The organism is Chloroflexota bacterium, assembly GCA_014360805.1.
Taxonomy (GTDB): domain Bacteria; phylum Chloroflexota; class Anaerolineae; order DTLA01; family DTLA01; genus DTLA01.
On sequence record JACIWU010000101.1, the window covers coordinates 1 to 9,257 of the forward strand.

Annotated in this window: 7 protein-coding genes and 1 tRNA gene; 4 read left to right on the forward strand and 4 right to left on the reverse strand. The window is 68.8% G+C overall.

Annotation, left to right across the window (positions count from 1 at the left end; all coding sequences use genetic code 11):
• Nucleotides 1-8 precede the first annotated feature (8 nt).
• The 4 genes from H5T65_12820 to H5T65_12835 form a co-directional block, all read right to left on the reverse strand.
• A complete protein-coding gene (locus H5T65_12820; protein MBC7260118.1) occupies nt 9-1,385 on the reverse strand; it encodes an oligosaccharide flippase family protein in 1,377 nt (458 codons plus the stop codon).
• An 11-nt stretch (nt 1,386-1,396) separates the two neighbouring features.
• A complete protein-coding gene (locus H5T65_12825; GenBank protein ID MBC7260119.1) occupies nt 1,397-2,482 on the reverse strand; it encodes an N-acetylneuraminate synthase family protein in 1,086 nt (361 codons plus the stop codon).
• A gap of 1 nt (nt 2,483) precedes the next feature.
• Nucleotides 2,484-4,154: a hypothetical protein gene (locus H5T65_12830; GenBank protein ID MBC7260120.1), complete on the reverse strand. Its 1,671-nt coding sequence runs from the start codon at nt 4,152-4,154 to the stop codon at nt 2,484-2,486.
• Nucleotides 4,155-4,265: 111 nt separating this feature from the next.
• Nucleotides 4,266-4,337: transfer RNA gene (locus H5T65_12835), tRNA-Gly, on the reverse strand.
• A 51-nt stretch (nt 4,338-4,388) separates the two neighbouring features.
• Between H5T65_12835 and mazG the strand changes: the two genes are divergently transcribed.
• Genes mazG through H5T65_12855 form a run of 4 tightly spaced genes read left to right on the forward strand, consistent with a single transcriptional unit; the run spans nt 4,389 to nt 8,921 of the window.
• Nucleotides 4,389-5,837: a nucleoside triphosphate pyrophosphohydrolase gene (mazG, locus tag H5T65_12840; protein MBC7260121.1), complete on the forward strand. Its 1,449-nt coding sequence runs from the start codon at nt 4,389-4,391 to the stop codon at nt 5,835-5,837.
• An 18-nt stretch (nt 5,838-5,855) separates the two neighbouring features.
• A complete protein-coding gene (gene pyrF, locus H5T65_12845; GenBank protein MBC7260122.1) occupies nt 5,856-7,268 on the forward strand; it encodes an orotidine-5'-phosphate decarboxylase in 1,413 nt (470 codons plus the stop codon).
• A complete protein-coding gene (locus H5T65_12850) occupies nt 7,265-8,200 on the forward strand; it encodes a dihydroorotate dehydrogenase (protein ID MBC7260123.1) in 936 nt (311 codons plus the stop codon). The genes pyrF and H5T65_12850 overlap by 4 nt, the downstream gene beginning before the upstream one ends.
• The gene (locus H5T65_12855; protein ID MBC7260124.1) at nt 8,190-8,921 is read left to right on the forward strand and encodes a dihydroorotate dehydrogenase electron transfer subunit; all 732 of its coding nucleotides are present in this window, start codon (nt 8,190-8,192) and stop codon (nt 8,919-8,921) included. The genes H5T65_12850 and H5T65_12855 overlap by 11 nt, the downstream gene beginning before the upstream one ends.
• Nucleotides 8,922-9,257: the final 336 nt, after the last annotated feature.

Here is a 9,257-nt window from a genome sequence, read left to right on the forward strand (position 1 = left end):
TGGGCGGGTTAGCCGGGGCGCGGGGCCTGCCGGGCGGCCGCCCGCACCCCCAGCGCGGCCGCCCCCAGAACCACGGCCGCCGCCGCCCAGGTCGCCGCGCCCATCGCCACCATCAGGGCCACCCGCCGCCCCTCCCACGGGATGGGATACACGCGCTGGCCCGCCACGAACGTGATCACGGCCAGCAGGGCGTAGGCGGCGACCTTGCTCCACGCGGCGGCATCTATCCCCCAACGCGGGATGAGCGCCACGTTCAGCGCGATGTTGAGCGCAGCCGCCGAGCCGGTGAGGATGGGCAGGTACAGCGTCTTGCGCCGGTAGAACAGGGCGAAGACGGCCGGGTAGTAGAACCCCTGCGCGAGATGGGCCAGGGTGATCGCGGGCACCCGTCGCGCGGCCTCGTGATACGCCGGATCGGCCACGACGAGGATGATGTCGCCGCCCAGCATCGCCAGGCCCAGCGCCGCAAAAACCGCGATGCCCAGGTAGTAGGTGAAGAAACGCGCCAGTTTCCGCTCCGCGTCCGACTCCGAAGCCAGGCGGTAGAAGAACGGCATCCAGGCCGTGTTGAGCGCCTGCGTGATGAGACTCAAGGCGATGCTGACCTGATACGCAAGCGTGTACACGCCCACCTGTTCCAGCGGAACCAGGTGGTTCAGGATGCTGCGGTCCGACAGCGTCAGCGCCCAATGGGCCAGCAGGTGCGGGACAACGGGGAGTCCGTACACCAGGCCGTCGGCGAACCAGCGCCACCTGAAGACGAAATCGGCATGGCGAAACGTCGTGAGCACATACACAGCCGCCATGATGGCCGAGGCGGTCATCACGCCGCGCAGGTTCCCGAGCGCCCCCGCGTGCCGCCCCACGACGAAGTACAGGATGCCCGCGGTGGTCAGCAGGAACGCGCCGAACGTGTAGGCCACGTAGCGGCGCGGCCGTTCCTGCACGCGGAAGATCACCAGCGGGATCACCGAAGCGTTGGCGAAGCATGCCGTCCAAAGCAGCGTCGTGACGTACGGAGAAAACGGGATGTCGCGCACCGCCAGGCCGAAGAGCGCGGGGCCGAACGGCGTGGCCGCCAGGATCAGCGTCAGCGCCAACCCGAAGAGAAGCACCGCCACCGCCAGCGTGCCCAACAGTTCGCGCCGGGCCTTGTCGTCGGGGGCGTCGTAGTAGAAGCGCATGGCCGCCGCGTTCAGCCCCAGCGGGTACAGAATGCCCAACACCGTGGTCAGGCTGCTGGCCACGCCCACGATGCCGTAGTCGGCGGGCGAAAGGTAGCGGGTGTACACCGGGATGAGCAGAAACGCGACGGCCTTCGTCAGCAGGTCGCCCAGGCCGTAGGTGGCCGATTGCGCGATGAGGCTCTTGAGTTGGCGGAACAAGGCCATCCCCTCTACACGCTGCTATCGGGCGGGTGGGACGTGCGTAGCAGGACTTTGTCAAACGTCAGAATCTCGTCCGGCTCTATGTCCGCCAGGGCCGTGGCGCCCACGACGAAGTCGTACAGGGTCGGGGGGATGCCGGTGCCGGGCCGCTTGCACACCAGGTCGTCGGCGGTGAGGGTCTGTCCCTTCTGGATGGGGCAGGCGGCCACCAGGCTTCGCCGGGCGTGGGCGCGGGCCGGCGCTTCGGAGGGCAGGGCGCGCTTCTCGCCGCTGCCGAAGAGCGTCTCGGCGAAGCGCACGTCCGCCACGAATCGCGCCAGGTCGTCGGCGTCCATGGCGTGGTAGTGGTCGTTTCCGAGCAGCGTTTTGTCGTGCGTGTAGTGCTTCTCCAGAATCTGCGCGCCCAGCAGCCACGCCAGCATCAGGACCTGGCCCATCCGGTCGGCGGGCGTGTGATCCGAATAACCGATGAGGTGATCGGGGAAGATGCGGCGCATGTGGGCGATCATCCCCAGGTTGGCGTCCGCGTAGGCCGTGGGGTAGTTCAGCACGCAGTGCAGGAGAGCCACCTGCTCGTTGCCCTCGGCGCGGATCACTTCCAACGCGCGGTGGATTTCCGACACGGTGGACGCGCCGGTGGACAGGAGAATCGGCTTGCCCTTCTGGGCCACGCGGCGCAGGAGGGGCACGTTCGTGATGTCGGCGGAGGCCACCTTGTACGCGGGAACCAGCGGCTCCAGCATGTCCACCGCCCGCAGGTCAAACGGCGTGGACAGGAAGTCTATGCCGCATTCCTTCGCCACTTCGGCCAGTTGCTCGTATTCCCTGTCGCCGAATCGGTCGTATTTCTTGAACAGTTCGTACTGGCTGCGGGTAGGCTCCTTGCTCGTGTCCCAGTACGAAGGGGAGTGGCGCGAGGCCAGGGTCTCGGCCTTGTACGTCTGGAACTTGATGGCGTCGGCGCCCGCCTGCGCCGCTCGGCGCACCATCTCCACGGCGACTTCCAGGCTGCCCTCGTGGTTCACGCCTGCCTCGGCGATGATGTAGGGCCGCTGGAATCGGTCGCGCGTCAGGGTTCGCCTGCCGATGGTCATCTCACTGGGCATTCTTCCATCTCCAATACGCATCGTGGATTTCGCCGATGACGCGGTTCAGCCCGCCGCGCAGGTCGGCGGCGAGCAGGGCCTCGCGCATGGCGCGTCGCGCTTCGGGCTGGGTCAAGATCTCCACGAGGGCCGCCTGCACCTGCTGGGGCGTCTGCGGCGAGGCCATGCCCAGGTAGCGCACGCCTCGGTTGTACCGCGCGAACAGGTGCAGCGTCTCGCGGTTGTTCTGCGAGATGCTGACGGTGGGCACGCCCATGGCGGCCAACTCGTACACCGTGCGCCCGTTGGAGGTAACCGCCGCGTCGGCCTGCCGCATGACTTTGGCCATGTTCCGCACGCCCCGCTGGACCTGCACCTTGTCGGCCACGGGTTGGGGCAGCCGCGACAGCGCGTGCGCCAAGTCGGCGTCGTGCGCGTAGCCAGGCCCCACCACGACGAGCACCGAGGCGAGGGGCACGCGCTCCAGCACGGCGGGCAGTACATCCAGCGTCTGGCACGTGAGGTTGTTCTGATCCACGCCGCCAAAGGTGATGAGCAGGGTCTGCGGCGGGTCGCGGAACTCGGCGGGCGGCACGTAGGCGAAGTGCTCCGGCAGGCAGAAGTAGGCGTGCCCGAAGCGGTGCGTCTCCCTTGGGCGGCTGTTCTCGTACAGGGCGTTGAACACCAGGTGCGCCTCGTCGGCTCCGCTGCCGAGGTCCTCAAAGTTGACTACGAACGCGCCCAGGTCTCGCTGCCGACGCACGTAGTCGGCTGTGGTATCCAGGATGTCGTTGATGATGAGACTTGGCTGTAGCGCGGCCAGGTGGTCCAGAATGTCGCGTTCCTGGGCTTCCACCACCGCGTAGCCGCGCTCCCGCACCAGCGCCAGGGCCTGCGGGTCGGTGTCCACCGCAACGAACGCGATGTCGTGCCCCAGGAGCGCGTCGGCGATGGTCAGCGTGCGGTACAGGTGGCCCATGCCCACCGCCGCATTGGCCGAGGTTACGATGGCGATGCGCAGTCGGCGCAGGAGCGCCTCGGCGACAAGCCAGTCGGTCTTGGTGTCAATGTCCAGTCCCTCGTCTTCGGGCAACTCCATGATGGACACGCGCGGGCCGATCCCGTCGCTGGCGAGCACCCACCGCGGGCGGGTGATGAGGAAAGCGCCGGACTCGCGGTAGCGGCGCGGCAGTTGCTGGCGGTTCACGCGGGCCGGGTAGTCGGGCACGGGATGCCCGTCCCGCTCGCGCCACATCAGGTGGGTGGCGTCGGTGGCGGCCAGGAGCGTGTCCACATCCTGGGCCAGGAACGACTCAATGGCGCGGTCCAGCGTTTCGGGCCGGAGCAGCGGGCAGGTGGGCTGAAGCCGCACCACCACCGAGAAGGGGCCGCGTTGCTGCGTGGCCCAGTCCAGCGCGTCGCGCACCACGGGGGCCAGGGGCACGTGGTCCTCGGCCAGCGCGGGCGGGCGTTGGCGCAGCAGGATGCCGAACTGCGCGCCGTAGGACAGGATGTCGTCGTCCTCGGATGTCAGGACGATGTCGTCAATCCGCCCGGACCGCAGGGCTGTTTGCAGGATGTAGTACAGGAGCGGGCGCCCGTGGAGCAGGCGCAGATTCTTGCGGCGCACGCCTTTGGAGCCGCCCCGTGCGGGGATGATGGCGAGGATACGTTCGGACACACGGCCTCCACACATTGGTTGTTGCCCGATATTATACGACGCCGGGGCCAGCCGTCAACGCGCGGGCCAAACGAAAAAGCCGCCCCAATCGGAGCGGCCTTTTCTGCCAGGAGCGGGTGATGGGATTCGAACCCACGACACTCTGCTTGGGAAGCAGATGCGCTACCCCTGCGCTACACCCGCTTTTGTGTTATAATCATACACCAACCGAATCCCTTTGTCAAGTGAGGAAGCATGAGTCTTACCATCCTTGGACTGGGGCCGGGAGACCCCAGGCTGCTCACGCTGGAGGCGCAGGACGTCCTGGCCAGCGCGCCCGTCGTTTACGTGCGCACCCGCAAGCACCCCACGGTGGAGGCGCTGCCCACCTCGGCGGCCATCCACTCCTTTGACCATTTCTACGAGGAGCACGACGACTTCGCCCAGGTTTACGAGGCCATCGCCCGCGAGGTCATCCGCCTGGCGCAGGGCGAGACGGGCATCGTGTACGCCGTCCCCGGCCACCCGCTGGTGGGCGAGCGGAGCGTGCTGCTGGCGCTCCAGATGGCGCGCGAGGCCGGCATCCCTGTGCGCATCGTGCACGGCCTCAGTTTCATTGAGCCGACCCTGTCGGCCCTGGGGATTGACGCGCTGGATGGGGTGCAAATCGCCGACGCCACCGAACTCGCCCTGCTCCACCACCCACGGCTTGACCCCGACCGGCCCGCGCTCGTGGCCCAACTCTACAGCCGCGACCTGGCCGCCGAGGTCAAACTCACCCTGATGAACCAGTATCCCGACGAGCACCCGGTGGTCCTGGTGGGCGCGGCGGGGACGCCCCGCCAGCGCGTGGAGACCCTGCCGCTGTACGAAATAGACCGTCAGGCGTGGGTGGATCATCTCACGTCGCTGTACGTGCCGCCCTTGCCCGCGCCCGGCGGGATGGAGTCGTTCCAGGAGACCATCGCCCACCTGCGCGCCCCCGACGGCTGCCCCTGGGATCGCGAGCAGACCCACCAGACCCTGCGCACCAACCTGCTGGAGGAGACCTACGAGGCGCTGGAGGCCATAGACCGCGACGACCCGCACGCCCTGATGGAGGAACTGGGCGATCTGTTGCTGCAAATCGTGCTCCACGCGCAGATCGCCACCGACGAGGGCGAGTTCCGCATGGCCGATGTGATCGCCCACATTGACGCCAAACTGAAGCGTCGCCACCCGCACGTGTTCGGCGATGTCAAGGTATCCGGGGCCGCCGAGGTTACGGTGAACTGGGAGGAGATCAAGCGCGAAGAGCGCAACCACACCGACCACCGCTCCATGCTGGAAGGCATCCCCAAGACGCTCCCCGCGCTGTCGCAGGCCCAGGACTACCAGAACCGCGTCGCCCGCGTGGGGTTTGACTGGCCGGACATTGAGGGCGTCCGCCGCAAGGTCGCCGAGGAACTCCAGGAACTGGCAGTGGCCCAAACCGCCAACGAGCGGGAAGGCGAGATGGGCGACCTGCTGTTCGCGGTGGTGAACCTGGCCCGCTGGCTGGGCGTGGACGCCGAAAGCGCCCTGCGGCGCGCCAATGCCCGCTTCGCCAGGCGCTTCGCCGCGATGGAGCGCCGCTGCGCCGAGACCGGCCGCGCCCTCGCCGACCTGACGCCGGAGGAGCAGGACGCCCTTTGGGAAGCGGCGAAGGCCGACGAGACACCTTGATTCGGGAGGAAAGACGCCATGGCCCGCAATTCGCGCCCATTCTTGGAGAAGTTGGAGAATGCGGTGGGCCGCACGGGGTCGCTGCTGTGCGTGGGGCTGGACCCCGACCCGTCGCGGATACCCGCGCGGTTCCGGTCCGCCGACGACCCCATCGCGGCGTTCAACCGGCATATCATAGAGCAGACGGCTCCCTTCGCGGCGGCGTTCAAGCCGAATGTCGCCTTCTACGAGGCGATGGGGCAGGCGGGCCTGCGGGCGCTGGCGGCGACTATCGCCGCCGTGCCGCCGGAGATTCCCGTCATCCTGGACGCCAAGCGCGGCGACATCGGCAACACCGCCGCGGCCTACGCCCGCGCTGCCTTTGAGGTGTGGGAGGCCGACGCGCTGACGGTGAACCCCTACCTGGGCCTGGAATCCCTCGCGCCGTTCCTGAAGTACGGCGACCGGGGGTTGTTCGTCCTGTGCCTCACGTCCAACCCGGGGGCCGAGGAGTTCCAGACCCATGCGACGCTGGGCGAGCCGCTGTGCCTGCAAGTGGCGCGGCGGGTTGCCGCCGAGATGCCGCCATCCGTCGGGCTGGTGGTCGGGGCAACGCAGGCCGAACGCCTGGCGCGGATTCGTGCGGCGGCCCCCGACCGGTGGTTCCTGGTGCCGGGCGTGGGCGCTCAGGGCGGGGACTTGGCGATGACGCTGGCCAACGGCCTGGACGCGCGGGGTTCGGGGTTGCTCATCGCTGCGGCCCGCAGCATCCTGTACGCCGACGACCCCGCCCAGGCCGCGCGGGCGCTCCACGCCGCCATCGCCGAGGGGCGCAGGCCCGGCGCAGGGTGGAGCCTGGAGGCACACCTGGCCTTGGCGCTGTTTGACTGCGGGGCGGTGCGCTTCGGCGAGTTTCGGCTCAAGTCGGGCAAACTGTCGCCCATCTACATTGACCTGCGCGTGCTGGCGTCGTACCCCGAGGTGTTGAGCCAGGTGGCCAGCGTGTACGCGCAGTTGCTGGAGGGCCTGACCTACGACCGACTGGCCGCCATCCCCTACGCCGCCATGCCCATCGGCACGGCGGTGTCGCTGCTGACGGGCAAGCCGATGATCTACCCCCGGCGCGAGGTGAAAGAATACGGCACGCGCCGCTCCATTGAGGGGCTTTACGAGCCGGGCGAGACCGTCGTTGTGCTAGACGATCTGGCGACGACGGGCGCGAGCAAGATAGAGGTGGCCCAGGCGCTGGAGGCGGAGGGTCTGCACATCGCCGACATGGTGGTCCTCATAGACCGCGAGCAGGGGGCCGCCGCCGACCTGGCGCGGGCGGGCTACACCTTGCACAGCGCGTTCACGCTGTCGGGCCTGCTGGGCGCGCTGGCGAAGCATGGGCGCATCACCGCCGCGCAGCACGCGCAGGTGCTGGCCTATCTGGAGGCAGACCGGCAATGACCACGCCCGACTTGTCCGTGTCACTGTGCGGGATTTTCCTGCGCAACCCGCTGGTGCTGGCGTCGGGGATTTTGGGCACGAGCGCCGAGTTGCTGGAGCGGGTGGCGCGGTGCGGCGCGGGCGCAGTTACGTCCAAGTCGTGCGGCCCGACGCCCCGCGCTGGCCACCCCAACCCTACGGTGCTGGCCTGGGGCCACGGGCTGATCAACGCCGTAGGGCTGAGCAACCCGGGAGCAGACGAGGAGGCGCGTATCCTGCGCGACGCCAAGGCCAGGCTAGCCCCGCTGGGCGTGCCGCTCATCGCCAGCATCTTCGCCGAGACGGTGCAGGGGTTCGGCGAGGTGGCGCGCAAGGTGGCCGAGGCGGCGCCGGACTTCATTGAGGTCAACATCTCGTGCCCGAACGTGGAGGCGGAGTTCGGACGCCCGTTTGCCGCCGACGCGCGAGATGCCGCCGCCGTTACGGCCGTCGTGCGGCGTGCGGTGTCGCTCCCCGTCATCGTGAAACTGTCGCCTAACGTGCCCGACATCGCCGCCATCGCCCGCGCGGTGGAATCCGAGGGCGCCGACGCCATTTCGGCCATCAACACCCTGGGGCCGGGGATGGTCATAGACACGGACAGCGGCAAGCCCATCCTCGCCAATCGCACCGGTGGGGTGTCGGGGCCAGCCATTCGCCCCATCGCCGTGCGCTGCGTGTACGACGTGTCGCGGGCGGTGCGCGTGCCGGTCATCGGCATTGGCGGCGTGGCCTGCGGGCGCGACGCCGCCGAGATGATCATGGCGGGCGCGACGGCGGTGGGAATCGGGACGGCGGTGTACGATCGCGGGCCCGAGGTGTTCGCCGCCATTGCCGAGGAACTGCTGGCATTCATGGCGACTCACGGCTATACGGCCGTATCCCAGATGCGAGGGCTGGCCCATGACGATTGACTTGCCCACGGCCTTCCGCATTCGGCACCTGCGCGACGAATCGCCGACGGTGCGCACTTTCATCCTGGACGGGGCGCTCCACGCAGAACCCGGCCAGTTCGTCATGGTCTGGATTCCCAGGGTCAACGAGAAGCCCTTCAGCCTGGTGGACGACGCGCCAATTACGCTGACCATCGCGCGCGTGGGGCCGTTCACCGAAGCCGCGCATTGGCTCCGCGAGGGCGACCGCCTATGGGTGCGCGGGCCTTACGGGCGAGGGTTCGCCCCGCTGCCGCGCCCGGCGGTGCTGGTGGGCGGAGGCTACGGGGCCGCGCCGCTGGCGTTTCTGGCCCGCCGCCTGCGCGCCCAAGGCGTGGAGGTCAGCGTCGCGCTGGGAGCCAAATGCGCACGCGACCTGGTGCTGGTGGAGCGGTTCCAGGCGGCGGGGTGCGCCGTGCACCCGGCCACCGAGGACGGGTCGCTGGGGCATCGGGGGCTGGCCACCGACGTGGCCGCGCGCCTGCTGGACAAGCACCCCGACGCCGCGCTATACGCCTGCGGGCCAGAGGCCATGCTGGAGCGCCTGGCGCGCCTGTGCCGCGAATGGGGCACGCCCGGGCAATTCAGCATGGAGCGGCTGATGAAGTGCGGGTTGGGCGTGTGCGGCTCGTGCGACTATGGCGGCCTTCTTGTGTGCCGCGACGGGCCGGTGTTCTCTGCCGAGCAGGTGCTGGGCGCGTAGGCGGTGGCCGCGCAGGGCCAAACCTCCGCGCTGCGAGTGTGGAGCAAATTGGCAATTTGCTCCACGCGGGTGGGGATGAATCGCCGCATCGTCGCGGGGCTGAACCCCCGCGCTTGGGGTGTTTGGAGCGCGAAGGACGCGAAAGGGCGCGAAAGCCGCGTCCGGCTGGCGCGCGGGGCTGAACCCCCGCGCTGAAAGAACAAAGCCCCTTCGGGGCTTCGCCCGTTCAGCCCGATGCTTCAGCGTCGGGCGGGGCAGCAACACATCTCACCCCCGCGCCTTCGGCCGTCCCCCTCGCCATGGGCGGAGATGTGGAGCAAATTGCCAAATTGCTCC

Bases quoted from the DNA above. Each gene is read 5' to 3' on its own strand.
- H5T65_12825 (MBC7260119.1), bottom strand. From the start codon at position 2,482: ATGACCATCGGCAGGCGAACCCTGACGCGCGACCGATTCCAGCGGCCC.
- H5T65_12850 (MBC7260123.1), top strand. From the start codon at position 7,265: ATGACCACGCCCGACTTGTCCGTGTCACTGTGCGGGATTTTCCTGCGC.
- H5T65_12855 (MBC7260124.1), top strand. From the start codon at position 8,190: ATGACGATTGACTTGCCCACGGCCTTCCGCATTCGGCACCTGCGCGAC.
- mazG (MBC7260121.1), top strand. From the start codon at position 4,389: ATGAGTCTTACCATCCTTGGACTGGGGCCGGGAGACCCCAGGCTGCTC.
- pyrF (MBC7260122.1), top strand. From the start codon at position 5,856: ATGGCCCGCAATTCGCGCCCATTCTTGGAGAAGTTGGAGAATGCGGTG.